The organism is Solimonas variicoloris DSM 15731, from assembly GCF_000382285.1.
Taxonomy (GTDB): domain Bacteria; phylum Pseudomonadota; class Gammaproteobacteria; order Nevskiales; family Nevskiaceae; genus Solimonas; species Solimonas variicoloris.
This window is the reverse complement of the sequence record NZ_KB907927.1, coordinates 162,758-187,701: the sequence shown is the minus strand read 5'-3', so window position 1 is coordinate 187,701 and position 24,944 is coordinate 162,758. Positions and strand designations below refer to the sequence as shown.

The 24,944-nt window shown below is 69.5% G+C and carries 32 protein-coding genes; 12 read left to right on the top strand and 20 right to left on the bottom strand.

Annotated elements, in window-relative coordinates; genetic code table 11:
* Positions 1–155 precede the first annotated feature (155 nt).
* Positions 156–359 carry a hypothetical protein gene (locus tag H149_RS0105575; RefSeq protein WP_020648757.1) on the bottom strand — a complete coding sequence of 68 codons (204 nt, stop codon included), beginning with the start codon at positions 357–359 and terminating at the stop codon, positions 156–158.
* A gap of 82 nt (positions 360–441) precedes the next feature.
* Positions 442–834 (bottom strand): DUF6763 family protein, encoded by a 393-nt coding sequence (locus tag H149_RS19830; RefSeq protein WP_020648756.1) that lies wholly within the window; start codon positions 832–834, stop codon positions 442–444.
* 172 nt (positions 835–1,006) lie between these two features.
* Between H149_RS19830 and H149_RS0105565 the strand changes: the two genes are divergently transcribed.
* The 3 genes from H149_RS0105565 to H149_RS22000 all read left to right on the top strand — a co-directional run bounded on the left by H149_RS0105565 (position 1,007) and on the right by H149_RS22000 (position 2,825).
* Positions 1,007–1,810: an SDR family NAD(P)-dependent oxidoreductase gene (locus tag H149_RS0105565; protein ID WP_020648755.1), complete on the top strand. Its 804-nt coding sequence runs from the start codon at positions 1,007–1,009 to the stop codon at positions 1,808–1,810.
* 91 nt (positions 1,811–1,901) lie between these two features.
* Positions 1,902–2,216: a hypothetical protein gene (locus H149_RS0105560; protein WP_020648754.1), complete on the top strand. Its 315-nt coding sequence runs from the start codon at positions 1,902–1,904 to the stop codon at positions 2,214–2,216.
* Between the two features lie 3 nt (positions 2,217–2,219).
* Complete coding sequence (locus H149_RS22000; protein ID WP_020648753.1) at positions 2,220–2,825, top strand: flavodoxin family protein; 606 nt, start codon at positions 2,220–2,222, stop codon at positions 2,823–2,825.
* Positions 2,826–2,837: 12 nt separating this feature from the next.
* Here the strand turns inward: H149_RS22000 and H149_RS0105550 are convergent, their stop codons facing one another.
* The 17 genes from H149_RS0105550 to rrtA form a co-directional block, all read right to left on the bottom strand.
* Entirely contained in the window at positions 2,838–3,872 is a 1,035-nt protein-coding gene (locus H149_RS0105550; protein WP_020648752.1) for an NAD-dependent epimerase/dehydratase family protein, read from the bottom strand.
* A gap of 121 nt (positions 3,873–3,993) precedes the next feature.
* The gene (locus H149_RS19820; RefSeq protein ID WP_020648751.1) at positions 3,994–4,887 is read right to left on the bottom strand and encodes a universal stress protein; all 894 of its coding nucleotides are present in this window, start codon (positions 4,885–4,887) and stop codon (positions 3,994–3,996) included.
* A gap of 100 nt (positions 4,888–4,987) precedes the next feature.
* Positions 4,988–5,338, bottom strand: coding sequence for an HPF/RaiA family ribosome-associated protein (locus H149_RS0105540; RefSeq protein WP_020648750.1), 351 nt, complete (start codon positions 5,336–5,338; stop codon positions 4,988–4,990).
* Positions 5,339–5,463: 125 nt separating this feature from the next.
* Complete coding sequence (polX, locus tag H149_RS0105535) at positions 5,464–7,224, bottom strand: DNA polymerase/3'-5' exonuclease PolX (protein ID WP_020648749.1); 1,761 nt, start codon at positions 7,222–7,224, stop codon at positions 5,464–5,466.
* Positions 7,221–7,865, bottom strand: a complete 645-nt coding sequence (locus H149_RS19815; RefSeq protein ID WP_020648748.1) for a dienelactone hydrolase family protein — start codon at positions 7,863–7,865, stop codon at positions 7,221–7,223. Before H149_RS19815 ends, polX begins: the two co-directional genes overlap by 4 nt.
* 19 nt (positions 7,866–7,884) lie before the next feature.
* Positions 7,885–8,460, bottom strand: coding sequence for a phosphoribosyltransferase (locus H149_RS0105525; RefSeq protein WP_281167568.1), 576 nt, complete (start codon positions 8,458–8,460; stop codon positions 7,885–7,887).
* A 468-nt stretch (positions 8,461–8,928) separates the two neighbouring features.
* Positions 8,929–9,291: a PilZ domain-containing protein gene (locus tag H149_RS0105520; RefSeq protein ID WP_083930819.1), complete on the bottom strand. Its 363-nt coding sequence runs from the start codon at positions 9,289–9,291 to the stop codon at positions 8,929–8,931.
* A gap of 67 nt (positions 9,292–9,358) precedes the next feature.
* Positions 9,359–10,384 carry a DNA polymerase III delta subunit-related protein gene (locus H149_RS19810; protein ID WP_020648745.1) on the bottom strand — a complete coding sequence of 342 codons (1,026 nt, stop codon included), beginning with the start codon at positions 10,382–10,384 and terminating at the stop codon, positions 9,359–9,361.
* Positions 10,381–11,028, bottom strand: coding sequence for a dTMP kinase (gene tmk / locus H149_RS0105510; protein ID WP_020648744.1), 648 nt, complete (start codon positions 11,026–11,028; stop codon positions 10,381–10,383). The genes H149_RS19810 and tmk overlap by 4 nt, the downstream gene beginning before the upstream one ends.
* A gap of 15 nt (positions 11,029–11,043) precedes the next feature.
* Positions 11,044–12,060: an endolytic transglycosylase MltG gene (gene mltG / locus H149_RS0105505; RefSeq protein ID WP_245540471.1), complete on the bottom strand. Its 1,017-nt coding sequence runs from the start codon at positions 12,058–12,060 to the stop codon at positions 11,044–11,046.
* Between the two features lie 10 nt (positions 12,061–12,070).
* A complete protein-coding gene (gene pabC, locus H149_RS0105500; RefSeq protein ID WP_020648742.1) occupies positions 12,071–12,886 on the bottom strand; it encodes an aminodeoxychorismate lyase in 816 nt (271 codons plus the stop codon).
* Positions 12,883–14,229: an aminodeoxychorismate synthase component I gene (locus tag H149_RS0105495; protein WP_020648741.1), complete on the bottom strand. Its 1,347-nt coding sequence runs from the start codon at positions 14,227–14,229 to the stop codon at positions 12,883–12,885. The genes pabC and H149_RS0105495 overlap by 4 nt, the downstream gene beginning before the upstream one ends.
* Before the next feature lie 11 nt (positions 14,230–14,240).
* Complete coding sequence (gene fabF, locus H149_RS0105490) at positions 14,241–15,482, bottom strand: beta-ketoacyl-ACP synthase II (protein ID WP_039748101.1); 1,242 nt, start codon at positions 15,480–15,482, stop codon at positions 14,241–14,243.
* Between the two features lie 36 nt (positions 15,483–15,518).
* Entirely contained in the window at positions 15,519–15,764 is a 246-nt protein-coding gene (gene acpP / locus H149_RS0105485; RefSeq protein WP_026352883.1) for an acyl carrier protein, read from the bottom strand.
* Between the two features lie 199 nt (positions 15,765–15,963).
* Entirely contained in the window at positions 15,964–16,719 is a 756-nt protein-coding gene (gene fabG, locus H149_RS0105480) for a 3-oxoacyl-ACP reductase FabG (protein WP_051101797.1), read from the bottom strand.
* Positions 16,720–16,829: 110 nt separating this feature from the next.
* On the bottom strand, positions 16,830–17,759 hold the full coding sequence (gene fabD / locus H149_RS0105475; RefSeq protein WP_026352882.1) for an ACP S-malonyltransferase: 930 nt from the start codon (positions 17,757–17,759) through the stop codon (positions 16,830–16,832).
* A complete protein-coding gene (gene rrtA, locus H149_RS0105470) occupies positions 17,756–18,421 on the bottom strand; it encodes a rhombosortase (protein ID WP_245540469.1) in 666 nt (221 codons plus the stop codon). Before rrtA ends, fabD begins: the two co-directional genes overlap by 4 nt.
* 49 nt (positions 18,422–18,470) lie before the next feature.
* Between rrtA and gspG the strand changes: the two genes are divergently transcribed.
* The gene (gene gspG, locus H149_RS0105465; protein ID WP_020648735.1) at positions 18,471–18,920 is read left to right on the top strand and encodes a type II secretion system major pseudopilin GspG; all 450 of its coding nucleotides are present in this window, start codon (positions 18,471–18,473) and stop codon (positions 18,918–18,920) included.
* Positions 18,921–18,933: 13 nt separating this feature from the next.
* Here gspG and H149_RS23570 read toward each other — a convergent pair whose 3' ends face one another.
* Positions 18,934–19,143, bottom strand: a complete 210-nt coding sequence (locus tag H149_RS23570; RefSeq protein ID WP_020648734.1) for a hypothetical protein — start codon at positions 19,141–19,143, stop codon at positions 18,934–18,936.
* A gap of 125 nt (positions 19,144–19,268) precedes the next feature.
* Between H149_RS23570 and H149_RS19805 the strand changes: the two genes are divergently transcribed.
* Genes H149_RS19805 through H149_RS0105420 form a run of 8 tightly spaced genes read left to right on the top strand, consistent with a single transcriptional unit; the run spans position 19,269 to position 24,937 of the window.
* Positions 19,269–19,937 (top strand): prepilin-type N-terminal cleavage/methylation domain-containing protein, encoded by a 669-nt coding sequence (locus tag H149_RS19805; RefSeq protein WP_020648733.1) that lies wholly within the window; start codon positions 19,269–19,271, stop codon positions 19,935–19,937.
* Entirely contained in the window at positions 19,934–20,329 is a 396-nt protein-coding gene (gene gspI / locus H149_RS0105450; protein ID WP_020648732.1) for a type II secretion system minor pseudopilin GspI, read from the top strand. The genes H149_RS19805 and gspI overlap by 4 nt, the downstream gene beginning before the upstream one ends.
* On the top strand, positions 20,326–21,057 hold the full coding sequence (gspJ, locus tag H149_RS19800) for a type II secretion system minor pseudopilin GspJ (protein ID WP_020648731.1): 732 nt from the start codon (positions 20,326–20,328) through the stop codon (positions 21,055–21,057). Before gspI ends, gspJ begins: the two co-directional genes overlap by 4 nt.
* The gene (gspK, locus tag H149_RS19795; RefSeq protein ID WP_020648730.1) at positions 21,054–22,001 is read left to right on the top strand and encodes a type II secretion system minor pseudopilin GspK; all 948 of its coding nucleotides are present in this window, start codon (positions 21,054–21,056) and stop codon (positions 21,999–22,001) included. Before gspJ ends, gspK begins: the two co-directional genes overlap by 4 nt.
* Positions 22,002–23,207 (top strand): type II secretion system protein GspL, encoded by a 1,206-nt coding sequence (gene gspL / locus H149_RS0105435; RefSeq protein ID WP_020648729.1) that lies wholly within the window; start codon positions 22,002–22,004, stop codon positions 23,205–23,207.
* Positions 23,204–23,713, top strand: a complete 510-nt coding sequence (locus H149_RS0105430) for a type II secretion system protein M (RefSeq protein ID WP_020648728.1) — start codon at positions 23,204–23,206, stop codon at positions 23,711–23,713. Before gspL ends, H149_RS0105430 begins: the two co-directional genes overlap by 4 nt.
* Before the next feature lies 1 nt (position 23,714).
* A complete protein-coding gene (locus H149_RS0105425) occupies positions 23,715–24,470 on the top strand; it encodes a type II secretion system protein N (RefSeq protein WP_020648727.1) in 756 nt (251 codons plus the stop codon).
* A complete protein-coding gene (locus H149_RS0105420; protein WP_020648726.1) occupies positions 24,467–24,937 on the top strand; it encodes an NUDIX hydrolase in 471 nt (156 codons plus the stop codon). Before H149_RS0105425 ends, H149_RS0105420 begins: the two co-directional genes overlap by 4 nt.
* Positions 24,938–24,944: the final 7 nt, after the last annotated feature.

The following is a 24,944-nucleotide window of genomic DNA, read 5'->3' as shown; positions in this document are numbered from 1 at the left end:
GCGGACGCGCGTGGCGTCGAGGGCGATGTTCCCGGGCCGGCGGCCGCATGTCCGTACGACATCGAACATATGCCGACTGCCATCGGCGCTGCCGGGAGCGACCGTGTTCTGCCGCACGGACGGCGGTGCGCGGGCGCCGCCATCCGGTACCACGCTCAGGCCGGCAACACCGCGGCATCGTCGGTGGATGCGCTGGCGCGCCGCGCGCGCTTCCACTCGATCAGCGGTTCGCGGTGCTGCAGCGTGCGCATGCCGGCATTGCCGCCGAGCTGGATCGTGATCGTCGCCGCCGGATTCCCGGCGCCGGCGCGGGTCGCGCTGCGGGGCGTCGTGCGGGCGCTGAGGTGCAAGGTGTTCATCGGGGGAAGGGCTCGGCGTGAATCGGGCGGAGTGCCCATGCCGCACGGTAGAAGCGATGCGCGGCGCCGGCCTTGATCGCCGTCAAGCGCGTGGATGTCGGGCGACGCTGCCACGCCGCACCGCGGCCGGCCGCTGCGGCCCCTCGTCCGGCCATTCGGGAGGCGGCAGCGACGGCGTGCGCGCGCGCTCCGCCGATTCGAGCGCGTCGAGCCAGTGCGCATGGTCCCAGTCCGGGGCATCGTCCAGCGCGTCGCCGCGTTCGAGCTCGAACGCGCCGCGGTAGTCGCGCGGCCCCGCGCACAGTTCGGCGTCCAGCGTCAGCCAGTGCGACAGCGGCCATTCGTCGAGCGTGCCGTCGAAGCAGAGGATCTCGACGGTGCGCGCCTGCTGATCGAGGGCGACGACCTGGAAGCTCTGCGCCAGCATCGGCGAGCGGTACCAGCTGCCCACGCGCGGCGCTGCGGCATTCGGCATTTGTCCTGGCTCCTCTCGTGGGCGGGCGGCGATCGACGGTCCGTCCGCTTCGTGAGCTGCGGACGCAGGCCTCTAGCGTGACCCGGCACGGCGCGGCGGCATTGACGCAGGTCAAGGTCGCCGCGCGGCCGGCGGCTACGGTGGAAACGATGCCCATGCCGAGGAGAGCGCCATGAATCGTCTGAACGGAAAAGTCGCCGTCGTCACTGGCGCCGCGCTCGGGCTCGGCCACGCGATCGCCGAGCGCATGGCCGGCGAGGGCGCGGCGGTCGCCGAGCGCATGGCCGGCGAGGGCGCGGCGGTCGCCGTGCTCGATATCCGCGACGAGGCCGGCGCCGCGTTCGCGGCGGCGCTGTCGGCGCGCGGCCTGCGGGCGCGCTACTGGCACTGCGACGTCAGCCTCGAAGCCGAAGTCTCGGCCGTGCTCGCCGACGTCGCCGCCACGTACGGGCGGCTGGACGTGCTGGTCAACAATGCCGGCATCGCCGGCGTCGACAAGCCGACCGACCAGATCAGCGAAGCCGAGTGGGACCACGTGCAGGCGATCAACGTCAAGGGCGTGTTCTTCTGCACCAAGCATGCGATCCCGCATCTGCGCCGCAGCGGCGCCGGCAGCATCATCAATCTGTCGTCGATCTACGGCCTCGTCGGCGCGCCCGACGTGCCGCCGTACCACGCCTCGAAGGGCGCCGTGCGCCTGATGAGCAAGACCGACGCGATGCTGTACGCAGCCGAGCGCATCCGCGTCAACAGCATCCATCCGGGCTTCATCTGGACGCCGATGGTCGAGGCGCATCTCGGCAGCGCCGGCGGCGATCTGGCGGCGGCGCGCCAGGCCGCCGACGCGCTGCATCCGCTCGGCCATATCGGCGAGCCGGACGACGTCGCCTGGGGCGCGGTCTACCTGGCGTCCGACGAGGCCAAGTTCGTCACCGGCGCCGAACTCGTCATCGACGGCGGCTACACCGCGCGCTGACGGCGCCGGCTTGATCTGCGTCAATGTCCGCGCTGCGGCACGGGACCATCGTCGAACAGGCCGCGATGGCCGTGACGAGAGGGAAGCCGCCATGCAGAACGCCCGAAGGACGACAAAGAAGACCGACGCCCAGGAGCTCCGCGCCGCCTGGCAGCGCACGCGCACCAGCTGGCGGCACGCGGAGAAATCGCTGCGGGAGCTGGTCGAGGCCAATCGCACGCTCGCCGGCTGCCTCGGCAAGACCGGCGCCGCCAAGGCCAAGTCCACGTTCGAGCAGTTCGACAGCCTGATTCGCCAGATCGACGGCGGCCGCCGCCAGGCGCACCGTCAGATCGATCGGCTGGTCGTCGCGGCCGGCCTGAAGAAGCCGGCGCCGCGCAAGCGCGCGGCGACGCCGGAAGCCTGAACGATGAAAGATGCCCTGGTGGTGTATTACTCGCGCAGCGGCTGCACGCGCGGTCTCGCGCAGCGTCTCGCCGAACGGCTCGATGCCGATCTCGAAGAGATCCACGAAGCGCACGGCCGTTCCGGCGCGTTCGGTTTCCTGCGCAGCCTCTACGATGTGATGCGCGCGCGCGAACCGCGGATCGCGGCGCCGCGCCACGATCCGCGCGAGTACAAGATGGTGCTGGTCGGCTCGCCGGTCTGGGCCAGCCATGTGTCGAGCCCGGTTCGCAGCTACCTCACGCAATACGCCGGTTCGCTGCGTCGTCTCGGCTTCTTCTGCACGCTGCGCGGCTCGGGCGCGACCGAGACGCTCGCCGAGATGGCGGCGCTGCGCGAGCCGCAGGCCGAGACCATCGAGCACGGCCGCTTTCCGAGCCTCGCCCTGACCGAGGCGCAGCTGCGGCAGGACAAGGCGCCTGCGGCGCTGGACGCCTATGTCGAGACGGTGCGCCAGCGCATGCGTGCCGCCGGCACGCCGAAGCGGCGCGGCAGGCCGGCGCCGCGCGGGCGGAGCGCGAGCCGGCCGGCGCGGACGCGGGCCGATCGCGACGATGTGGCGGCCGAGTAGGGGGGCGCCGCTTCAGCGCAGGCGCAACCAGGCCTGGTAGTGGTCCTTCAGCGTTTCGCCGAGCGGCCGGTAGCGCAAGCCGAGCTCTTCGACGCTGCGACGGTTGTCGACCGTAAAACGGATACCCAGGTGCTTGCGGATGTAGTCCTGCGACAGGCCGAACAGCGGGCCGATCAGCCGCACGATCGCGTCCGGCACGCCGCGGCGCGGCAGCAGGTAGGGGCGGCGATGCCAGGGCTGCAGCAGGCGTGACATCTCGAGAAACGACGTCATCTCGCGTTCGGCGATGATGTAGCGGCCGTGCGCCTGCGGGTCGCGGGCGGCGAGCAGGTGCGCCAGCGCGACGTCGCGAACGTCGGCGTAGGTGAAGCTGAAATCGGGCGCGCCGTAGAAGAAGTAACCTTTCAGCAGCTCGTCGAGCAGGAACAGGCTGCCGGACGCCGATGTGCCGGTCAGCGCCGGACCGAGGATCAGGCCCGGGTTGATCGCCACCATCGACCAGCGATGCTGTTCGCCGCAGAGGCGCCAGGCTTCCTGCTCGGCCATCACCTTCGAGTAGTGGTACGGATTGTTCTCGACCGTGCTCGTGGTGTTGAAGTAGCGCTCGCTGAGCACGCCGCCTTCCATCTGCAGCACGTCGGCGTAGTCGCCGAAGATCGCGCCGACCGTCGAGGTCAGCACGACGCGACGCACGGACGGGGTGCGGTCGACGGCGGCCAGCACATTGCGCGTGCCGCGCAGCGCGGGCTCGACCACGTCTTTGCGTCCGTCACGGATCTGCTCCGGCATCAGGAACGGCGAGGCGACGTGAAAGACCCAGTCGCACGCCGCCATCGCCGCGTCGAACGATCCTTCGGCGAGCAGGTCGGCTTCGAACAGGCTCAGGCGCCCGGCGTGGCGGCGCTGCAGCGCGAGCAGGTGGTCGATCTTGGCGGCGTTGGAGAGGCTGCGGACCGTGGTCCTGACCGTGTAGCCCTGTTCCAGCAGCAGCGCCACGAGATGGCCACCGACAAAGCCGCTGCCGCCCGTCACCAGTGCACTTTCCATCGCCGCTCTCCGATCCGGAAATGCGGTCGAGTATGGAAGCGCCGGTCGTCCCGCACTTGGCTTTTGGCGCCAGAGCGCCGGCCGGAGATGCCGGACGGACGGGTGCAGCGTGGACGCAGCCTCAGGCTGTCCTGTGGCTCGCCGCCTCGCCGCCGTCGCGCACGATCAGCACGTCGTTGTAGACCTCCGCGGTGATCGCCATCGCGTTGCTGCCGACCAGACGATCGAACACGCCGCTGTCGCCGCGCGCGCCGACGACGACCAGATCATGCGGGCGCTCGCGCAGGTAACCGTTGAGCACGTCGGCCGGATGGCCGTATTCGACCATCGTCTTCACGCCGCTGCGGATTTCGCTGGGCAGCTGCACGTCGGCGACGAAGCGGTCGAGCGCCTGCACGGCCATGGCGTGCGCCGCCGCGCTGGCTTCGCGCTGCCCGAACCGTTCGAACGGCACGCGATAGGTATGCAGCACCGCGAAGTCGGTATACGGGAACAGCCCGGCGGCGCATTCCATCGCATGGCGCGCGCATGCCGAGAAGTCGGTGGCGACGACCGATCCGGTGTAGATGCCGTGCGCGCGCTGCTTGACGGTCAGCACCGGCCGGTCGGCGTACTGCATCAGCTTCTCGACCGTGCCGCCGAGCCGATGACGTCCGAGCAGCGAGTCGCGGCTGATGCCGACGACGATCAGCTGGCAGTCGTACTCGGCGGCGCGACGCAGTGCGACCTTGTAGGGCTCGCCGACGTCGACGAGGATCTGCAGGTCGACATGGCGCTCGCCGAGATCGAGGCGCACCTGGCGCTCGACGAGTTCCGCCAGCGTCGCGCCGCGCTGCCACGACGGCGCCACGTAGGAATCCGCGTGCGGCGCGACATAGAGCACGATGAGCGTCGCATCCCACTGCTGGGCCAGCTGCACGGCGCGGTCGAAGGCGCGGTCGCTGCGGCAGCCGAGATCGGTCGCCAGAAGGATGCGCCGCGCCGTCTCCGGTGAAGACTTCTTCAGGTTCGCCATGGCGGTTCTCCTCGCTGCGTGTGGAAGAGCCAGTTTCCGCGCCGCCGGTCCATCGTTCATTGACCGGCATCAAGCGACGCTCCGCCATGCGGCGGTCGGCTCAGGCGGCGGCGGGGCGCGGCGCCTGCCGTCGCCGCCGTTGCTGATGGCGTTCGAGCAGACGGGTGATCGCGTCGAAGGCACCGCGCACGGCGACGTACGGATCGTCGTGCGCCTGCCGGCCGGCGCGACTGCGCGTCGATGCGAGCGCGGCGCCGGGCACGCGCAGGTCCACGCTCGCACGATAGAGCCCGCCGCGCGCAGCGCCGTCGGGCTGGCCGTCGACGACGACGCGACACGCGACGATCGCGCCGTAGAAGCGCTCGAGCCGTGCGGAGAACTGGCGGATTCGCGCTTCGAGCGCGGGCGCCGGATCGATATTGCGGAACGTCATCTGCAAGGGCTGCTGCATCGCGGGCTCCGTGTCGCGGCCGACTGGCGACGCGCGCGTCGAAAGGAATGGCGATCCGGCGCCGCAGATCCGGACCGCAGGCCCATTGATTGTCGGACGGCGCGATGCGCGGGCACTGACCTGGGTCATGGACCGCGGCGGCGGTGTTCGCTAGATGCCTGCGACGACCGCGCGCCCAGCCATTGGCGCAGCTCGTCGAGCGTGCGCGTGTTGACGACATCCTCGCGCCGCAGCCAGCCGCGCCGTGCCTGGCCGACGCCGTAGTGCAACCAGTCGAAGTCGCGCGGGCCGTGCGCGTCGCTGGCGATGCTGATCGGCACGCCTTGCGCCTGCGCTTCGCGGCAATGCGTGTCGAGCAGATCCATGCGCTGCGGCTGTGCGTTGAGCTCGAGCCCGCAGCCGCGCTGCGCGGCGCTGCGAATCACGGCGCTGATGTCGACGTCGAGCGGCTCCCGTGTGCCGATCAGCCGGCAGGAGGGATGCGCGAGCACGTGGAAATGGCGATGGTCCAAGGCGCGCTGCAGGCGCAGCAACTGCCGACGGCGCGGCAGATCGAAATGCGCGTGTACCGCGCCGACGACGATGTCGAGCCGGCCGAGCACGCGGTCCGGCAGGTCGAGTCGACCGTCGGCAAGGATATCGACCTCGATGCCCTTGAGCAGCACCACGCCGTCCAGCCTGGCGTTGAGCGCGTCGATCGCGTCGAGTTGCCGCAGCAGGCGCGCTTCGTCGAGGCCGTGCGCCACGCGCGTCGAGCGCGAGTGGTCGGTGATGGCGATGTACTGCAGGCCGGCGCGGCGCGCGGCCTGCGCCATCGCCTCGAGATCGGCGGTGCCGTCGCTGCCGATGGTGTGGACGTGAAGATCGCCGCGCAGGTCCGCGCGCTCGATCAGCCGCGGCAGCTGGTCGGCCGCCGCGGCGGCGATCTCGCCGCGATCCTCGCGCAGCTCCGGCGGGATCGGCGGCAGGCCGATCGCGGCATACACCTCGGCCTCGGTCGCTCCGGCAATGCGCCGTGCGCCGCGGAACACGCCGTACTCGCTGATCTTGAGGCGGCGCTTCTGCGCGCGGCGCCGGATCGCGATGTTGTGCGCCTTGGAGCCGGTGAAGTAGACGAGGGCGGCCCCCTCGGCTTCCGGCGCGATTGCCCGCAGGTCCGCCTGCAGGCCGGAGCGCAGCATCACGGTGGCGCGCGTCGGTCCCCGCGTCAGCACCTCGCCAACGGCCGGCAGACCGAGAAAGCGGCGCATCACGGTCGCCGGCGTGCGCGTCACGGCGAGGAGGTCGAGGTCACCGACCGTGTCGCGCATGCGCCGCACGCTGCCGCAGACGGTGATCGAGCGCAGGCCGCGGCATCCGCGCAGCGCGGCGGCGAGCGCTTCACCCTGCGCCGCGACGTCGGCGAGCGGGTAGCGTCTGCCGGGCGCGAGCTGGCGCTGCAGTGCCTCCATCAGGCGGGCCTCGGTCCTGGCGCCAAAGCCGTGCAGGCGCTGCACGCGGCCGGCACGCGCGGCTTCGAGCAGCTGCTCGGGCGTTTCGATGCCGAGGTCGTGATAAAGAAGCTTGACGCGCTTCGGGCCGATGCCGGCGACCTGCAGCAGCGAGACGATCGCCGCCGGCACTTCGCGGTGCAGGCGCTCGCGCAGCGCGCAGCTGCCGGTGGCGGCGATCTCGGCGATCTTGCCCGCCAGATCCTCGCCGATGCCCGGCATCTTCGGCAGCGTCGCGCCGCGCGCGAGCAGCGGCGCCAGCTCGGTTCCGTATGCCGACACCGTGCGCGCCGCGTTGCGATAGGCGCGGACCCGATAGGGATTGGCGCCCTCGATCTCGAGGATGTCGGCGATCTCCTCGAACACCGCCGCGATGGCGGCGTTGCTGACGCTCATGGGTGCGAGCGCGGCGGCTGCCGGCCGACGCCATGGCGCTCGAACCAGTCGCCGGCCAGTTCGGCGACGCGCTCCAGCGCACCGGGCTCCTCGAACAGATGCGTCGCCCCGGGCACGATGGCGAGCTCCTTCGGGGCGCGCAGCGCCGCGTACGCCTTGCGGTTGAGCTGGATGACGATGTCGTCGGCGCCGCCGACGATCAGCAGCGTCGGCGACGTCACGCGCGGCAACAGCGGCAGCACGAGGTCGGGGCGCCCGCCGCGCGAGACGACCGCGGCGATGCCGTCGTCGAGTTCGGCCGCCGCGGCGAGCGCGGCGGCCGCGCCAGTGCTCGCGCCGAACAGATTCAGCGGCAGCGCGGCGAGCCGCGCTTCGCCGCGGATCCACGTACAGGTGCCGAGCAAGCGCCGGGTCAGCAGCTCGATGTCGAAGCGGGCCGCCTCGTCGAGGTCCTCGCGCTCGCTGAGCAGATCGAACAGCAGCGTGGCGAAGCCGCGCTTGGCGAGTGCCGCCGCGACGAAGCGGTTGCGGCTGCTGTGCCGGCTGCTGCCGCTGCCGTGGACGAACACGACGAGGCCGCGCGGCAGCGCCGGCAGCGCGAGGTCGCCCGGCAGGCCGATGTCGGGCAGGGCGATCTGCACTTCGCCGGGCGAGCGCGCTTCATGACGGCACGTCCGGCGGTGCCGGCAGCGAGCGCATCTGGGCGAGCACGTCGTCGTCGCCGAGCTGGTGGAAGTCCTCGAAGTACGCGCCGACGGCACCCTGGAACTGCGCCGGCACGTGCACGGCGACGAAGTCATCGACCTGCGCGCGAAAACGCTGCGCGGTGTCCGGCGGCGCGACGCCGACCGCGACGATCAGCCGGGCCGGATGGTCACCGCGCAGTTCGCGAATCGCCGCCTCCAGAGTGAGGCCGGTGGCGACGCCGTCGTCGACGATGATCGCGCACTGGCCGTGCGCCGAGCGGCGCGCACGGCCGCCGCAATAGAGCTCGCGCCGGCGTCGCGCCTCGGCGCGTTCGGCGCTGATCCTCGCGGCGAGCCAGTCGGCATCGAGCTGTTGTCGTTCCTCGGCGTTGAAGACCGGCTCGCCGGTCTCGGTGACGGCACCGATCGCATACTCCGGCTGCTGCGGATGGCCGATCTTGCGCGCCATGATCAGATCCAGCGGCAGTCCCAGGCGGCGCGCGATCTCGACCGCGACCGGCACGCCGCCACGCGGCAGCGCATAGACGATCGCCGGCCCGCGAACGCACTAAGGTCTGCGCAGACCGATCGTCGGAGAAGCCGATGAAGCGCCGATTCGCCGATGCGCAATGCCGGCGGCTCTTGCCGCGGTACAGCTGCAGGCGGGCCATCGCCGGCCGCGCCCTGCCGATAGCCGCGCGAAGCCCATGACGCGCGCCGCAGACAATATGCGCTTTCGCAACCGCGAGCAGGCCGGACAACAGCTGGCGGACCTGCTGCGGACCTGCGCTCGGTACCGCGCCGGACTGACGCGGATCAATTCCGGGCCGCCGCCAGCGTGCGCGAGCGCACCGAGCGGAGCGGGATCAGGATTGAACGGCTCGATGCGGCGAAGACGAGGTTAGCTCGGATGCATCCGGACACTGCGCCTTCTCCAAAAACTTAACATAATATACATTATGATCCATTTACTTGACGCAGCTGGCGCGCTTTCACTCCTTAACGAACGAAGCGGCGATTACATCGTATGCGTCGGCCGGTCGGCGCCGAGCGCGCCGGCGAGCAAGCCCTCGATCTTCTTCTGCGTGGCGCCGCCGTCCTGCGCGCTGAATTGCACGCCGATGCCTTGTACGCGCTTGTTCTGCGCGCCGCGCGGCGTGACCCAGACCACCTTGCCGGCTACCGGCAGACGCTCGGGGTTGTCCATCAGCGTCAGCAACATGAAGACCTCATCGCCAAGCCGGTAATCCTTGTTGGTCGGGATGAACAGGCCGCCGTTTTTCACGAACGGCATGTAGGCGACGTACAAGGCCGATTTGTCCTTGATGTGCAGCGTCAGGATGCCGGGCGGTGCTCCGCCCGCGCGTGGCGGTGTGCTCAAAGTCTGTCCCCGAGGATCTGGCTGGAACTGTATCGGCTCGGCATGGGTGAAAGATAGCGGGCGCCGATCAGGCGGCGCGTGCGAGCGCTGTGCGGCCGAGCCGCATCCAGCGCACGAACAGCGATTCCATCAGCAGCTGCGGCTGGGCGTTGCCAGCAGCGCGCCGCTGCGCGTCGTAGACGTCCTGCACCATCAGCGCGAGCGCCTCGCGCTGTTCGGCGCGCGCCGCCCGCGACAGCAGTTCTCGTAGTTCGCCGGCGAGCCAGGACTGCACCCAGCTCAGATGTTCGGCAACACTGTCCTTGTCGACCGCGGCAGCGGCGCTGAGCGGATCGCGGCGGCCGGCGGCGACAGCGCTCCAGAGCTCGGCCCACTGGCGGCGTATGGCGACCCCGTCGTCCGCGCTCAGGGCCAGCGCGCGCAGCGGCGCGCCGAGCGCGAACGCCAGTGCCTCCTCGTCGCGGACGCCCTGCTCGGCCATCCAGGCCCGTGCGACGCCGGTTTCGGGCGGCGCGAAACGGATTCGTTGGCAGCGGCTGCGCAGCGTCGCCGGCAGCGCCTGCGGACGCTCGCTGATGAGCAGCAGGTGCGTGCCGGCCGGCGGTTCCTCGATGGTCTTCAGCAGCGCGTTGGCGCTGCTGGCGTTGAGCAGGTCGGCCGGTTCGATCATGGCGCACTTGGCGCTGCCGTAGTGGCTGGCGAGGCTGAGCTTGGCGATCAGGCTGCGCGCGCCCTCGATCGAGATATCGCGCCGCTTGCGCTCGGCGTCCGGCTGCCAGTGCACCAGTCCCTGCTCGGCGAAACTGTCCGGCGTCATCGCCAGGCCCAGGTGACCGTCGACGCCGAGCAGCGCGGCGTTGGGGTGGCTGCCGGCGGCAAGCTGCAGGCAGCTGCGGCAATGTCCGCAGGCGTAGCCGCTGCGTTGTTCGCAGAGAGTGAATGCGATCAGCGCGCGCGCGAACCAGCGCTTGCCGATACCGGCTCCGCCGGACAGCAGCATGGCGTGCGGCAGCCGCTGTTGCAGCACCAGCGACGTCAGCTCCAGCCAGCGCTCCTGCTGCCACGGCAGCGGTCGCCACAGCGCTGCGCTCATGCCGCGGTTTCCGGCACCGGCGCGAGGCGCGCGACCAGCACTTGCGCGACGCTGGCGCTGACCGCATCGGCGTCGCACGCAGCGTCGATCATCGCGAAACGCGCCGGCTCGGCGCGCGCGCGTGCCACAAAGGATTCGCGCACGCGCTGCATGAATTCGAGCGTCTCCTGCTCGAAGCGGTTTTCCTCGCCGCGCTCGCGCGTACGCTGCAGGCCGAGCGCAGGTTCGATATCGAACAGCAGCGTCAGGTCTGGTTTGTGGCTGCCGACCGCCAGCCGCTCGAGCACCTGCAGCGCGGTCTCATCGACGCCCTTGCCCGCGCCCTGATAGGCGTAGCTGGAATCGACGAAACGATCGCAGACGACATCGCGACCGGCCGCGAGCGCCGGCTCGATCGTCGTGTGCCAGTGCGCGGCGCGCGCCGCGAACATCAGCATGACTTCGGTCGGCGGCGTGACGCCTTCGGCCCAGTCGCCGAGCACCAGGCTACGGATCGCCTCGGCCAGCGGCGAACCACCGGGCTCGCGGGTCAGCACCACCTCGCGGCCGCGCTCGACGAGCCAGTCGCGGATGAAGCGCGCCTGCGTCGACTTGCCGGCGCCCTCGCCGCCTTCGAGCGTGATGAACCGTCCGCGTGTCGTCATGCCAGAAATACCGGTCTACTTCTTCAATTGGTAGCGGCGGACCGCAGCCTGATGCTCGGCGAGCGTGGCCGAGAACACATGGGTGCCGTCGCCCCGGGACACGAAGAATAACGCCTGGCCGTCGTCCGGATGCAGGGCCGCATGCAGCGCGGCGCGGCCCGGCAGGCTGATCGGCGTCGGCGGCAGGCCGTTACGCGTATAGGTGTTGTAAGGCGTATCGGTACGCAAATCGACGATGCGGATATTGCCGTCGAAGCGTTCGCCGAGACCGTAGATCACGGTCGGATCGGTCTGCAGGCGCATGCCAAGCCGCAGGCGGCGCACGAACACGCCGGCGATCTGTGCGCGCTCGGCGGCGACGCCGGTTTCCTTCTCGACGATCGAAGCCATGGTCAGCGCTTCGTCGGGCGTCGCGTACGGCAGGTCCGGCGCACGCTGTGCCCATTCCTCGGCCAGCGCCTTCTGCATCGCCGCATAGGCCTGGCGCAGCAGCGTCAGATCGCTGGTCTCCTTCGGAAAGCGGTAGGTATCCGGGAAGAAACGCCCTTCCGGATGCTGGCCGGGCTGGCCGAGCGCCGCCATGATCGCGTCCGGCTTCGTGTCGGCCAGCGTCTGACGGATCATCGGGTTCGCGCGCACCGCCTGCAGCGCCTGCGCGAACGTCCAGCCTTCGACGATGCGCAGCTCGTGCACGATCGTGCGTCCCGACAGGAACAGATCGAGCGCATCGAGCAGGTTCTGGTGCGCATCGAGCGCGTACTCGCCGCTGCGGACGCGGCCGCCGACTGCGTGCCAGCGCACGTACAGTCGCAGATAGAGCGCCGCGCGTGCACTCGGCAGCCAGCGCTGCGCATTCATGCGCGCGAGCACGCCGGCCAGCGTGTCACCTGGGGCAATCTCGATCGTCTGCGCGGTGTCGACGCGCAGCGGCGCGTGCAGCTGTTGCCAGCCGTCGAACAGAAGGCCGCCGATCGTCGCGGTGACGATCGCGATGAGCAGCAACAGCGGACGGACCAATCGGCGGCGAATCACGCAGGCGTCTTCAGTTCAGTGGCGGATGACGGAGTGCTTGCATCAGGCGCCGTGTCAGCGCGCCGGGCGCGGGATAGTCGCGCGTGCCGATTCGGCGCAGCGGCCATACTCCGATCAGTGCGTTGCTGACGAAGGCCTCCTGCGCGTCGAGCAAGGCTTGGCGCGGCGCGTCGATCTCGCACACATCGATGCCCGATTCACGCGCGAGCCTCATGATGCGCGCGCGCATCGTGCCGGCGATGCCGCAGCGATCGAGGCGCGGCGTGCGCAGCGCGCCGTCCGTCACCCAGAACAGGTTGCTGCGCGTACCGCCGATGACGCGGCCGTCATGATCGCACATCAGCCGCTCGTCGACGCCGGCGCCGAGTTCGCGCGAGGCCAGCACCTGTTCGAGCCGGTTGAGATGCTTGACGCCGGCGAGCCGCGGCTGCGTGGCTAGCGTCAACGTCGACCAGTCGGCGACGACGCCGCACCGCCACGGATCACCTTCGTAGCACGGCGCGGGACTGCGCAGCACGATGCGTGTCGCTGCACGTGTCGCCGGCCGGTAGCCGCGACCTTCGCTGCGGCGTACCAGCAGCCATTTCAGTACCGCGCGTGCCTGGCCCTTGGCCAGCACGCGGGTGTCGGCCCGCAGCAGTTCTGGTGGCGGCATCTCGAGGTCGAGGCGTTCCGCATCATGGGCCAGCGCGGCCAGGTGGTCGTCGACGTTCAGCGCCACGCCGTCGATGACCAGCAGCGTGCGGAACACGCCGTCGCCGTAAGCCAGCGCGCGGTTGTCCAGCGCCACGGCGTCGCCGGGCCGGCCGTCGATCAAGGCTTTCACGCGTCCGCACCCAGCGCCAGCAGCAGGCCGCGCGCCTTGGCCCGGGTTTCGGCGAGCTCGGCCTGCGGTTGCGAATCGGCGACGATGCCGGCGCCGGCGCGGAACGCCACCTGGCCGCGTTGCCAGACCATGGTACGGATCAGGATGTTGCTGTCGAAGCGTCCGTCGCGCGATAGATAGCCGAAGGCGCCGGTATAGGGCCCGCGCCCTTCCCCTTCGAGTTCGGCGATCACCTGCATGACGCGCACTTTCGGACAGCCGGTGATCGTGCCGCCCGGGAAGACGGCGCGCAACGCCTCGCCAGGCCCGACGCCGTCGCGCAGGCGACCGCGCACGTTGGAGACGATGTGATGCACGTGCGCGTAGCTTTCAAGCGTCATCAGCTCGTCGACTTCGACCGTGCCCGGCACGCAGACACGGCCGAGATCGTTGCGCTCGAGGTCGAGCAGCATGACGTGCTCGGCACGCTCCTTGAGGTTTTCGCGCAAGACGGTCTTCAGCGCGGCGTCCTCGGCGGCGTCGGCGCTGCGGCGGCGTGTGCCGGCGATCGGGCGGGTCTGCGCGCGTCGCGCGTCGATGCTCAGCAGGCGCTCCGGGGACGAGCTGAGCACGGCCAGATCGCCCCAGCGCATCAGGCCGGCGAACGGCGCCGGATTGCGCTCGCGCAGGCTCGCGTAGAGGTCGGCGGCATTGAGCCGCGCGTCGACGCGGACGTCCCAGCGACGCGACAGGTTGACCTGGAAAACATCACCGGCGCGCAGGTAATCGAGCACGCGGGTGACGCCGTCGAGATAGCGGGTTGCGTCCTCCTCGTCGGCCACGACGGCTGTCACTGGCGCACTCGGCCCTGACGGTGTCGCGCCTTCGGCGAGCGCGATCAGTTCGGCGAGTTGCGCCGCGTCGTCCTCGACGATGGCGTAGCAGCGATCCTGTTCGCGATCGTGGACGATCGCCGCCGGACAGCGCACCGCGAGCGCGTCCGGCAGAGCGAACGGCGACGGCGGCAGCGTCAGCGTCGGCTCGACGTGGCGCGCGGCTTCGTAGCCGAGATAGAGAAACCAGCCGCCGCAGAATGGCAGCTCGCCGCCGTCGCCGCGCGGTTCGCGCGCGCACCAGCGATCGAGCGCGGCGAAGAAATCGCCGCCCTGCGCAAGTTCCGGCCGGCTCGCCGAAAGGCCCGACGCATCGAGCCGGAGTTCCTCCTGCGGAAACGCGAACAGCAGATCCCAGCGGCCGGATTGCGGGTGGCCGGCGACGCTCTGCAGCAGGAAAGGAAAACGCCGTGGATGCTGGCGATGCAGCGCCAGCAGATCCACGGCGGAATGCAGCTCCGCGCGCCGCATGGCGGCGGGCGTCAGACGAAGCGCTTGAAGGCGACGCAGCCGTTGGTGCCGCCGAAGCCGAAGGAGTTGGAGATCGCGATCTCCAGTTTCTTCTGCTTCGCGGTATGCGGCGTGTAGTCGAGATCGCAGCCTTCGCCCGGATGGTCGAGATTGATCGTCGGCGGTACGACCTGATCGCGCAGTGCCAGCACCGAGAAGATCGCCTCGATGCCGCCAGCCGCGCCGAGCAGATGCCCGGTCATCGACTTGGTCGAGCTGATCGACACCTTGTAGGCGTGATCGCCGAACGCCGCCTTGACGGCCTGCGTCTCGGCGACATCGCCCGCCGGCGTCGAGGTGCCGTGCGCGTTGATGTAGTCGACCTGTTCCGGATTGATGCCGGCATCGCGCAGCGTGTTCTGCATGCAGCGGCGCGCGCCGTTGCCGTCTTCCGGCGGCAGCGTGATGTGATAGGCGTCGGCCGACATGCCGAAACCGATCAGCTCGGCGTAGATCTTGGCGCCGCGCTTCCGGGCGTGCTCCAGATCCTCGATCACGAGAACGCCGGCGCCGTCGCCGAGCACGAAGCCGTCACGGTCCTTGTCCCAGGGCCGGCTGGCCTGTTCCGGTGCGTCGTTGCGTGTCGACAGCGCGCGCGCCTGGCAGAAGCCCGCCATGCCCGCCGGTGCCGAACCCGCTTCGCCGGCCCCGACCACGAAAACATCGGCGTCGCCGGCCTGGATCAGACGCGCACCGATGCCGATCGCGTGCGTCGCGGTCGTGCAGGCGGTGACCGTCGCGATGTTCGGACCGGTGATGCCGAGGTCGATCGAGATATAGCCCGAGATCATGTTGATGATCGAGCTCGGCACGAAGAACGGCGACACGCGTTTCGGCCCGGACTTGTGCAACGCCCGGCATTCTTCCTCGATCGTGCCGATGCCGCCGATGCCGGAACCGACGCAGACGCCGATGCGTTCGCGGTTCTCCTCGGTGATTTCGATACCGGCGTCGCGGACCGCCTGCTTGGCAGCGGCGACACCGTAATGAATGAAGGGATCGGTGCGCTTGACGTCCTTCACGCTCAGCCACTGGCTGGCGTCGAAGTCACGGATCATGCCGCCGAATTTGGTGGTATAGGCCGACACGTCGTAATACGTGATCGGCCCGATACCGGATCTCCCCGCGAGGATGTTGTCCCATGCCGTGGTGACGTCGTTGCCTACTGGCGAAACGATGCCCAGGCCGGTGACGACGACACGCCTACGGCTCATCGGTCAATACCTGATTGTGGGAGATGCAAAGATGGATCAGCCTTGCTGCGGCGCGTGCGCCTTGATGTAAGTCAGGACATCCTTGAACGTGACGATCTTTTCCGCTTCCTCGTCCGGGATATCGATCTCGAACTCTTCCTCGAGCGCCATCACGAGTTCGACCGTATCCAGAGAGTCGGCACCGAGGTCTTCGACGAACGAGGCCTCCGGCGTGATCTGATCTTCGCTGACCGAGAGCTGCTCAGCGATGATCTTCTTGACCTTCTCTTCCAACGTACTCATGCATTACTCCTGGAGACAACTGTTGTCGATGTTTGAAGCCGGCGTATTGTAGACAAACGCCGCGAGGGTCACAGCAACAGCGAAATCAAGCAAATTCAGTGCCTTGTTCCGCTGCACAGCACATCTGGAAACATACGGAGGCGTATGCGCAAGTGGCGTAAGCCCCGGCCGGAATCAATCCCGGAATTAATCTCCAGAATCAATCCATGTACAGACCGCCGTTGACGTGCAGCGTCGTGCCGGTCACGTACCCGGCCTCGCGCGAGGCCAGATAGGCGACGGCGGCGGCGATGTCCTCGGGCGCACCGAGGCGCTGCACCGGCACGCGCTCCATCAGGCCCTTGCGCACATCCTCGCTCAAGGACTTGGTCATGTCGGTATCGATGAAGCCCGGCGCGACGACGTTGACGGTGATGCCGCGCGAACCGATCTCCTGCGCCAGCGACTTCGAGAAGCCGATCAGGCCGGCCTTCGCCGCACAGTAATTCGCCTGGCCCGGGTTGCCCATGCTGCCGACCACCGAGCCGATGCTGACGATGCGGCCGTAGCGCGCCTTCATCATGCCGCGCAGCACCGCACGCGACAGGCGGAACACGGAGGTGAGGTCGGTATCGAGCACCTGCGCCCAGTCCTCGTCCTTCATGCGCAGCATCAGCGTATCGCGCGTGACGCCGGCATTGTTGACGAGGATGCTGAGGGTGCCGATCGCATCGAGCAGCGACTCGATCGCCGCCGGATCGCGCACGTCGAGCACGCGGCCCTCGCCGCCATAGGGCGCCAGGGCCTCGGAGATCTTCGCCGCGCCGGCTTCGCTGGTCGCGGTGCCATAGACCTTGGCACCGTCGCGGGCGAGCCGCGCGGCAATGGCGGCACCGATGCCACGGCTGGCACCGGTAACCAAGGCTACCTCGCGCTGCGCACTATCAGCGCCGGTAGCTCGAACGGAATCAGTCATCGGATGTGTGAACTTGCGTTGGCGGCGGGGGAACGAACACTTCGTTGCACCGCAGCACTTTATATCGATCGGCTGGCGGCGCGCATTTAGCCGGCCGCCTGCCTTCCCCGTCAAGCCTTGACAGCTGCCGCCGCTTTCTCGACGCCCTCGGCTTCTTCGAGCGCGAACGACGTCGCATCCTTGGCAATGCGCTTGTTGAGCCCGACCAGGACCTTGCCCGGCCCGCACTCGAGGAACGTAGCGACGCCTTCGCCCTTGAGCTGCGCGATCGTCGCCGCCCAGCGCACCGGACGATACAGCTGCTCGCGCAGCGCCTGGCGGATGCCGTCGGCGTCGGTGCGTACCTGCCCGTCGAGATTGTGGCGGACCGGGATTGCAGGCGCGTTAACGGCCGTCTGCGCGAGGCGTTCACCGAGCCGGTCGGCGGCTTCGCGCAGCAGCGAGCAATGCGAAGGCACCGACATCGCCAGGCGCACGACCATGCGCGCGCCGTGCGCCTTGCCTTCGCGTTCCAGCCACTCGAGTGCCGGCACGCTGCCGGCGACGACGACCTGGCCCGGCGCGTTGTAGTTGGCCGGTTCGAGCACGCCGTCGCCGGCGTACTCGCGGCAGAAGGCCTCGACCGCGGCATCGTCGAGTCCGACGACCGCCGCCATGCCGCCGACGCCGGCCGGCACCGCCGCCTGCATCAGCTGGCCGCGCAGTTCGACGAGACGCAGCGCATCGGCGAAGTCCAGGCTGCCGGCGGCGACCAGGGCGGTGTACTCGCCGAGACTGTGACCGGCCAGCGCGACCGGCGCCGGCAGCTGCCGCGCCTGCCACAGCCGCCAGACGGCGATGCCGGCGGCGAGCAGTGCCGGCTGCGTGCGCGCAGTCTGGTTCAGCTCGGCTTCCGGGCCTTCGGCGACGAGCCGGGCGAGATCCCAGCCGAGCGCCTGCGAGGCTTCGTCGAAGGTCGCGCGAATGACGGGGTCGGTATGGCCGGACAGCATGCCGACGGCTTGCGAGCCCTGTCCGGGAAACAGCATGGCGTAACTCATGAAAGGTCCTGCAGTGGTGGTTCGGGTGGATCGGAACGGGCTTCCCGCCCGCTGAAGCTGCCAAACACAAGGCCGTAAACCAGAGCGCTGAGCGAGCCGTACAGATGCGACTCGGTGACGACATGGCCGCCGATCGCGGCCTCGTCCGAAACGGGGGCGCCGGTGACGATCTCGTAGCCGAGCTTGCCGATCAGGTAGGCCAGGCAAGCGCCGGCGATGGCCCGGTTCAGCGGATCGGACGATCCCGCCTCCTTGGCGCGTCCCAGCAGCTGCGGCACCAGACCGAGCACGAACAGACCGTGGATCACGCCGGACATGCCGACGTAGGTCTGCAGCTTCGGCACGAAGGCGTACAGGCACAGGCTCATGCCAAGCGCGATCAGCGCCAGGCGGCGCAGCCAGATCCACGGCGACAGCGGCTGCGGACACAGCAGCACCAGCACGCCGATGCCGATCGCATTGAGCATCAGGTGATACCAGCCGAGGTGAACGATGCTGCCGGTCAACAGCCGCCACCACTGCCCGCCGGATATCAGCGTGCGCTCGTACTGGAGCGCAGCACGGCCGGCGTCGCCGAACAGCTCGGCAACGACCATGACCAGCACCAGCAGCAGGGGGCACGCCCAGACGTCACGGGCGCGAAGAATCGAGTTTGTTATCATCGGCCGAAAGGCGCACCGCCTCTCTTTTTGCAGTCGACATTATCTCCCAATGAAATCATTTCGCGCGCGCCGCACGGCACAGAGCGGCTTCACCCTGATCGAAATCATGGTCGTGGTCATCATCCTCGGCATTCTCGCCGCGATGGTCGTCCCCAAAATCATGGACAAGCCGGATCAGGCCCGGGTCGTCAAGGCCAAGCAGGACATCCGCGCCCTCGAATCGGCGCTCAATCTCTACAAGCTCGACAACTTCAACTATCCGTCGACGCAGCAGGGCCTCGACGCGCTCGTCACCAAGCCGGGCGGCGACCCGGAGCCCAAGAACTACAAGGCCGGCGGCTACATCCAGACCTTGCCGAAGGATCCCTGGGGCAATCCGTATCAGTACCTGTCGCCGGGCACCAAGGGCGAGATCGACATCTTCTCGCTGGGCCGCGACGGCAAGCCCGGCGGCGAAGGCACCGATGCCGATATCGGCAACTGGGATCTCGGCGGCTGAGCCACGCGTTTTTTCACAGCATCGAAAAAGCCCGCTTCGCGCGGGCTTTTTCGTGGCCGGCGGCCGCCCGATTGTCAGTCGGCGCCCTTGGGCGCGTCGGCCCGATGCGGCGCGAGCGAATCGGGCAGCGCCGCCCCGCCGCCGACATCTGCCGCCGCGAACGGCGGCTCGCCGGCAGGCCCGCGGCTTCGCGCGCCACCGGCCGCAGCAGCGGCGCACTCATGCGGCGGGGCAACCGGTTACACTCCCGAACGCAGGCCCGGCCGCGCCGCGACGGTGGACCGCAAGCCTGCAATACCGCCGCCGCATACTGAACTCCCGCTCTCCCAACAGGCTCCAAGGCCGGGCATGATCCCGACTTCCAGGTTCCGCATTTCGCCGCCGCGCGCCGCGCGCGGCTTCACGCTGATCGAAATCCTGGTCGTCGTCGTCATCGTCGGCATCCTGGTCACGTTCGCGACGCTGTCGATGAGCAATCGGGCGCTGGCCGACAAGCTCGAAACCGAGGCGCAGCGCCTGCAGCAACTGTTCGCGATGGCCGCCGAGGACGCCGAGATGCAGGGCGTCGAGATCGGCTTCGTCTACACTGACCAGGGCTATGCCTTCGTGACCTCGGCGATGACCGGCCGCTGGGTGCCGATCACCGACGGTCCGCTGCGGCCGCGCAAGGTGCAGGCTCCACTCGCCCTCGACCTGCGCGTCGAGGGGCGGGTCGTGCCGCCGACCCCGCTCGCCGATCTGCTCGCCGCCGGCAAGGCCGCCCAGGCGGCCGCCGAGCGCGAGGCCGCCAAGACCCAGGACGGCCCCGGCAAGGACGACGCCGAGGACGCCGAGACGCAGAAGAAGAAAGACGAAGAGGACACCAAGGCGCTGAAGCCGGCGGCGATGTTCCTGTCGAGCGGCGAAGCCACGGCTCTGACGCTCGATGTCGCCGCGCCGGGCGTGCCGGTCACGTACCGCGTCGAGATCGACAACCTCGGCCGCGGCAGCCTGAAGACGCTGGAGAACGGCCGATGAGGGCGCGCGCACGCGGTTTCACGCTGATCGAGATGCTCGCCGCCGTCGCCGTGGTGGCGATCGCGCTGGGCGCGATCATCGCCGGCATGGCGCGCTACACCAGCAACGCCGCCTATCTGCGCGAGAAGACCGTCGCGCTGTGGGTCGCGCACAACCGTCTCAGCGAGCTGGCGCTGCAACGCGCCTGGCCGGACACCGGCAAATCCGACGGCAAGGCCGAAATGGCCGGCGCCGAATGGAAATGGGAAATGGAGGTGCAGGCCACGGCCGATCCGCATCTGCGTCGCGTCGACATTCGGGTGATGGCCGACAAGGGCAAGCCCGGCAGTCTCGACAAGCCGGCGCCGCTCGCGCGCCTGGCCGCCTTCATCGGCGATGCGGGGCGCAAATGAGCCGCCCTGCCCGCCGCGCGCGCGGCTTCACGCTGCTGGAGATCATCATTGTCGTGGCGATCTTCGCGATCTTCGCGATGCTCGCCTACGGCGGCCTCGATGCCGTATTGAAAACACGCGCCTCGGTCGAAACCGCGCAGCAGCGCCTGGCCGAGCTGCAGAAGGCCTACATGCGTCTGCGCAACGATTTCCAGCAGCTCAGCAACCGGCCGATCCGCGACAACTACGGCGATCTGCAGGCTGCGCTGCTCGGCGCCGACAACGCCGCCGTCGAATTCACGCGCGGCGGCTGGCGCAATCCGCTGCTGCTGCCGCGCCCGACGCTCGAACGCGTCGCCTACCGGCTCGCGGACGGCGCACTGATCCGCTCCAGCTGGCGGCTGCTCGACCGCGCCCAGGACACTAAGCCGGTCGACGTCGTGCTGCTGCGCGATGTCACCGATCTGCGCTGGCGCTTCCTCGACGAGCAACGCGAGTGGCGCACGCGCTGGCCGACGCTGGAGACGGCGACGACCGCCGCGCAGGCCGCCGGCGTGGCGCCGCCGCTCGGCGTCGAAGTGACGCTGAACACCAAGGATCTCGGCGAGCTGCGCTTCCTGTTCAAGCTCGGGCTCGATCCGCAGGCGGCGCGCAGCACCGGCAGCGTCGTGCCCACCCCGGATAGCAACCCGACGACACCCGACAGCGATGGCGACGGCGGCAGTGCGAGCGGCGGGAGCGATTCGTGAGGAAGCGTCGGCAACGCGGCATCGCCCTGATCACCGCCGTGCTGGTCGTCGCGCTCGCGGCGATCGCCGCCGCGGCGGTGCTGACTTCGGCGAACCTGGCGATCCACCGCACGCAGAACCTGCAGGAGTCCGAACTCGGCTGGTGGTATCTCGACGGTGTCGAATCCTGGGTGCGCACCATCCTGCTGCGCGACGCCGAACTGAACCGCTACGACTCGCTCAAGGACATCTGGGCGACGCCGGCGGCGCTGCCGGTCGACGAAGGCGGCCTGCGCGGCAACATCATCGATCTGCAGGGCCGCTACAACCTCAACAACCTCGGCGTGCAGGGCACCAGCGACGTCTACAACAAGCAGGTCGCGATCTTCGTGCGCCTTTACCAGCAGGCGACCGGCGGCGACGAGTACCAGGGCAAGGCGCTCGCCAATGCGATCCGCGACTACATCGATACCGACAGCGAACCGACCGGCACCGACGGCGGCGAGGATGCCGACTATCTCGGTCTCGATCCGCCGCGGCGCGTGCCGAACCGGCCGATGCAGAGCGTCAGCGAGCTGCTCGCGGTCAAGGGCATGACGCCGCAGGTCTACGCCAAGCTTGCCGACCTGATCGCCGCGCTGCCGCGCAACGGCACGCCGATCAACATCAACACGGCGCCGCCGCTGCTGCTGCTGGCGCTGTTCCCGGACGCCGGCACGCCGCTCGAGCGCTTCATCGCCGAGCGCGGCGCGCGTCCGGCAGAGCGGATCGAGGACCTCGACAATCAGTACAACTTCTCGACCGCCAAGGTCGACAAGAGCCTGATCGGTACCAGCAGCGAGTTCTTCGAACTGCGCGCCGAGGCTTACATAGGCAGTGGCCGCCTCGCCCTGTATAGTTTCCTGTATCGGCCGAAGAGCGGCGGCGTGCCGCTCGTCTACGGACGCAGCACCTTCACCGAATAAATGCGAGAAACCCTCTACATCCGCCTGCGTTCGGCCGACCCCGCCGAGCCGGTCGAGTACTGCATCGCCCGCGCCGACGCGATCGCCTCGTTCGTGGTCCAGCGCGCGCCGCTGGACACGCTGGCAGCGCTGGCCGCGCAGCACCGCGTGGTCGTGCTGGTGCCGTCGGCAGACGTGCGGCTGGCCACCGTGCAGGTGCCGGCACGGCAGCCGGCCAAGGTGCTGCAGGCGGCGCCCTACGTTCTCGAAGAGCAGTTCGCCGAGGACGTCGACACCCTGCACTTCGCGCTCGGCAGCCGCATGGCGGACGGCCGCTGGCCGCTGGCGATCGTCTCGCGCGAGCGCATGGCGGCCTGGCTCGCGCTACTGCAGGCGCAGGGCCTGCACGCCGACCTGATGCTGCCCGACGTGCTGGCGCTGGCGGTCCCGGACGACACCCACATTCATGCGCTGGTCGACGGCGATCAGGCGATCGTACGCACCGCGCGCGACGCCGGCTTCGTCTGCCTCGCCGAGGATCTCGGTTTCTGCCTGGAACTCGCCGATCCGGACAAGCAGAAGACCCTGCGCCTGACCGTGCCGCGCGACGAAGCCTTCGACGTCAGCGCGCTCGGCTGGCCGGTCGAACCGCGCCACGGTTTCGCGACCGCGCTCGAAGCGCTGCTGCAGCAGCTGCGCACCGCCGACGCGATTGACCTCCTGCAGGGCGACTACTCGCCCAAGCGCAATCGCCTGCGCTGGCTGGCGCCGTGGAAGGCGGCGGCGACGCTGGCCGGCGTCGCGATCGTGCTGACGATGCTCGTGCATGGCATCGAGGCCTATCGCCTCAAGCGCGAACTCGCCATGCAGGAAGCCGCCAACGTGGCGCGCTACCAGCAGATCTTCCCGAACGAGACCCGCATCGTCGATCTCGACGCGCAGCTCACGCAGCAGCTCGCCGCGCTGCAGGGCGGCAGCGGCGGCGGTTTCATTCCGCTGCTCGACGTCCTGTCGCAAGCGCTCGCCGCGCAGCCGGGCCTGCGCCTGCAGACGCTGCAGTTCCGCGACGGCGCGCTCTACGCGCAGCTCGGCGCGGCCAACCTCGAACTGCTCGAACGCCTGAAGAGCTGGTTCTCCGGCGGCAGCCGCGGCGCCCAGCTCGGCGTCGAATCGGCCAACGCCGGCGCCGAAGGCGTGCAGATCCGCATCCGCCTCTCCGCTTCATGAACGCCCTGATCGAACAATGGCAGGCGCGGGCCCGCGCCGCGCTCGAACAACTGCAGCCGCGCGAGCGCCTGATCGTGCTCGCCGGCGCCAGCGTGCTGGTCGTGATGGTGCTCTACCTCGGCATCTGGGAAACGCTCGTCAATGCGCAGCGCCAGCGCGCCGCCGCGCTCGACAGCGCCCGTGCCCTGGCAGTGCGCATCGAGAGCGCCGCGGCGCTCGCGCAGAGCGGCCGCCGCGCCGGCGCGGTCGACCGCAGCGCCGCGCTGCTGTCGGTCGTCGACCAGACCAGCCGCGGCGGCACGCTCGGCAAGGCGCCGACCCGCGTGCAGCCGGACGGCGCCGGCGACAAGGCCGTCAAGGTCTGGTTCGAAGACGTGCCTTTCGACAACACCCTGCGCTGGCTCGGCGAGCTGCAGTCGCGCTACGGCATCGGCGTCGACAGCGCCGAGATCGAACCCGGCTCGGCGCCGGGCCTCGTCAACGCCCGTTTCACGCTGGCCCGCTGACATGAAGCGACGCACCCTGTACGCGCTGGTCGGCGCGCTCACCTTTCTCGTCAGCCTCGTCCTGCTGGCGCCGGCGGCGACGCTGTACGGCTGGCTCAAGCCCCGGCTCGGCGGCGAGATCGCGCTCGCCGGCGTCGGCGGCACGCTGCACGACGGCAGCGCCGCGGTCGTGCTGGTCGGCGGCCGGCCGCTCGCCGAGCAGCTGCACTGGCGCCTGCGCCTGAGCGATCTGCTGCTCGGCCGCCTCGGCGCCGAACTCGACAGCCGCGGCGGCGTGCTGATCAGCGGCCACGTCAGCAAGGGCTACAACAGCGTGCGCGCCGCCGACCTGCGCATCGGCAGCGCCCTCAAGCCGCTGCTCGCCGCCTTCGGCCAGCCGTTCGCGCCGATCGACGGCCAGGCCAGCCTCGATCTGCCGACGCTCAAGCTGCTCGACAACTGGCCGGTCGACGCCGAAGGCACGCTGCGCGTGCAGGGCCTGGCCTGGACGCTGGCCAAGGAACCGATCGTGCTCGGCGATTACGAGGCGACGATCAGCCGCGACGGCAGCGATATGGTCGCCCTCGTGCACACGCTCGGCGGCTCGCTCGAAGTCGCCGGTGACGCGCGCGCCAAGGCCGACCGCTCGTATGAGCTGCATCTGCAGCTGCGGCCGAAGGCCGACGCGCCGCCGCTCGTCCAGAACCTGCTGCGTTCGCTCGGCAATCCGGACCCGCAGGGCTATTACCACCTGCGTCGCCAGGGCAAGCTGTCGTGAGCGCCGGCTGGACGCCGCACGTCGTCGTCGCCTGCGTCGTCGAGCGCGACGGCCGTTTCCTGACGGTCGAGGAACGCATCAACGGCGCGAGCCTGCTCAACCAGCCGGCCGGCCACTGGGAGCACGGCGAAACGCTGGTCGAAGGCGCGATCCGCGAGACGCTCGAGGAAACCGGCTGGGACGTGCTGCCGACGCACTTCCTCGGGCTCTACCACTACGATCCGCAAGGGCTCGAATACGGCTTCCTGCGCGTGGCCTTCGTCGCCGACGCGCTGTGCGAGCGGCCCGGCCATGTGCTCGACCGCGGCATCGAGCGCGCGCTCTGGATGAGCCGCGACGAGCTCGTCGCGTCGCGCGAGCGGCATCGCAGTCCGATGGTCCTGCGCTGCGTCGACGACTATCTCGCCGGCCGCCGCCTGCCGCTCGACCTGATCGCACATCTGAACGAGGCGCGCACCGCGCGCTGAGGGCGAC

What these genes read in the sequence shown, in the direction of transcription:
- H149_RS0105575 (WP_020648757.1), bottom strand. Translation starts at nt 359, where the DNA reads ATGAACACCTTGCACCTCAGCGCCCGCACGACGCCCCGCAGCGCGACC.
- H149_RS19830 (WP_020648756.1), bottom strand. Translation starts at nt 834, where the DNA reads ATGCCGAATGCCGCAGCGCCGCGCGTGGGCAGCTGGTACCGCTCGCCG.
- H149_RS0105565 (WP_020648755.1), top strand. Translation starts at nt 1,007, where the DNA reads ATGAATCGTCTGAACGGAAAAGTCGCCGTCGTCACTGGCGCCGCGCTC.
- H149_RS0105560 (WP_020648754.1), top strand. Translation starts at nt 1,902, where the DNA reads ATGCAGAACGCCCGAAGGACGACAAAGAAGACCGACGCCCAGGAGCTC.
- H149_RS22000 (WP_020648753.1), top strand. Translation starts at nt 2,220, where the DNA reads ATGAAAGATGCCCTGGTGGTGTATTACTCGCGCAGCGGCTGCACGCGC.
- H149_RS0105550 (WP_020648752.1), bottom strand. Translation starts at nt 3,872, where the DNA reads ATGGAAAGTGCACTGGTGACGGGCGGCAGCGGCTTTGTCGGTGGCCAT.
- H149_RS19820 (WP_020648751.1), bottom strand. Translation starts at nt 4,887, where the DNA reads ATGGCGAACCTGAAGAAGTCTTCACCGGAGACGGCGCGGCGCATCCTT.
- H149_RS0105540 (WP_020648750.1), bottom strand. Translation starts at nt 5,338, where the DNA reads ATGCAGCAGCCCTTGCAGATGACGTTCCGCAATATCGATCCGGCGCCC.
- polX (WP_020648749.1), bottom strand. Translation starts at nt 7,224, where the DNA reads ATGAGCGTCAGCAACGCCGCCATCGCGGCGGTGTTCGAGGAGATCGCC.
- H149_RS19810 (WP_020648745.1), bottom strand. Translation starts at nt 10,384, where the DNA reads ATGAGCGCAGCGCTGTGGCGACCGCTGCCGTGGCAGCAGGAGCGCTGG.
- tmk (WP_020648744.1), bottom strand. Translation starts at nt 11,028, where the DNA reads ATGACGACACGCGGACGGTTCATCACGCTCGAAGGCGGCGAGGGCGCC.
- H149_RS0105495 (WP_020648741.1), bottom strand. Translation starts at nt 14,229, where the DNA reads ATGCGGCGCGCGGAGCTGCATTCCGCCGTGGATCTGCTGGCGCTGCAT.
- fabF (WP_039748101.1), bottom strand. Translation starts at nt 15,482, where the DNA reads ATGAGCCGTAGGCGTGTCGTCGTCACCGGCCTGGGCATCGTTTCGCCA.
- acpP (WP_026352883.1), bottom strand. Translation starts at nt 15,764, where the DNA reads ATGAGTACGTTGGAAGAGAAGGTCAAGAAGATCATCGCTGAGCAGCTC.
- fabG (WP_051101797.1), bottom strand. Translation starts at nt 16,719, where the DNA reads ATGACTGATTCCGTTCGAGCTACCGGCGCTGATAGTGCGCAGCGCGAG.
- fabD (WP_026352882.1), bottom strand. Translation starts at nt 17,759, where the DNA reads ATGAGTTACGCCATGCTGTTTCCCGGACAGGGCTCGCAAGCCGTCGGC.
- rrtA (WP_245540469.1), bottom strand. Translation starts at nt 18,421, where the DNA reads ATGATAACAAACTCGATTCTTCGCGCCCGTGACGTCTGGGCGTGCCCC.
- gspG (WP_020648735.1), top strand. Translation starts at nt 18,471, where the DNA reads ATGAAATCATTTCGCGCGCGCCGCACGGCACAGAGCGGCTTCACCCTG.
- H149_RS23570 (WP_020648734.1), bottom strand. Translation starts at nt 19,143, where the DNA reads ATGAGTGCGCCGCTGCTGCGGCCGGTGGCGCGCGAAGCCGCGGGCCTG.
- H149_RS19805 (WP_020648733.1), top strand. Translation starts at nt 19,269, where the DNA reads ATGATCCCGACTTCCAGGTTCCGCATTTCGCCGCCGCGCGCCGCGCGC.
- gspI (WP_020648732.1), top strand. Translation starts at nt 19,934, where the DNA reads ATGAGGGCGCGCGCACGCGGTTTCACGCTGATCGAGATGCTCGCCGCC.
- gspJ (WP_020648731.1), top strand. Translation starts at nt 20,326, where the DNA reads ATGAGCCGCCCTGCCCGCCGCGCGCGCGGCTTCACGCTGCTGGAGATC.
- gspL (WP_020648729.1), top strand. Translation starts at nt 22,002, where the DNA reads ATGCGAGAAACCCTCTACATCCGCCTGCGTTCGGCCGACCCCGCCGAG.
- H149_RS0105430 (WP_020648728.1), top strand. Translation starts at nt 23,204, where the DNA reads ATGAACGCCCTGATCGAACAATGGCAGGCGCGGGCCCGCGCCGCGCTC.
- H149_RS0105425 (WP_020648727.1), top strand. Translation starts at nt 23,715, where the DNA reads ATGAAGCGACGCACCCTGTACGCGCTGGTCGGCGCGCTCACCTTTCTC.